Raw genomic sequence first — 318 nt, 5'->3', positions numbered from 1 at the left:
TAACGTGTAATGAGAAAAAGCACTATCCACGCAGTGATAAAAACAATTGCTGCTGGCCAATATAATCCTAAGCAAACACCTAGATAGGTAGCAACACCCTTACCACCTTTAAATTTAAGCCATACAGGGAAAAGATGTCCTAAAAAAGCAAAAAAACCAGCAAGAGAAATAAAGATATTGTTTTCTATCGGATCAGTTAAAAATTTTATAACAAGAATAACAAGAGTCCCTTTTAATATGTCACAAAGAAGTGTCAGAGCAGCAACTTTTTTATTTCCTGTTCGTAAAACATTTGTAGCTCCAATATTTCCTGAACCA

1 protein-coding gene is annotated in these 318 nt (G+C 34.0%); it reads right to left on the bottom strand.

The window, feature by feature from the left end; translation table 11 throughout:
• Nucleotides 1-318: glycerol-3-phosphate acyltransferase (locus ACFINZ_RS11275; protein WP_375701557.1), on the bottom strand; the 318-nt coding region annotated here is incomplete at both ends.

Origin of the sequence: Bartonella sp. AA81SXKL (assembly GCF_042196945.1) — a bacterium.
Taxonomy (GTDB): Bacteria; Pseudomonadota; Alphaproteobacteria; order Rhizobiales; family Rhizobiaceae; genus Bartonella.
This window is presented reverse-complemented; position numbering and strand designations above follow the sequence as displayed.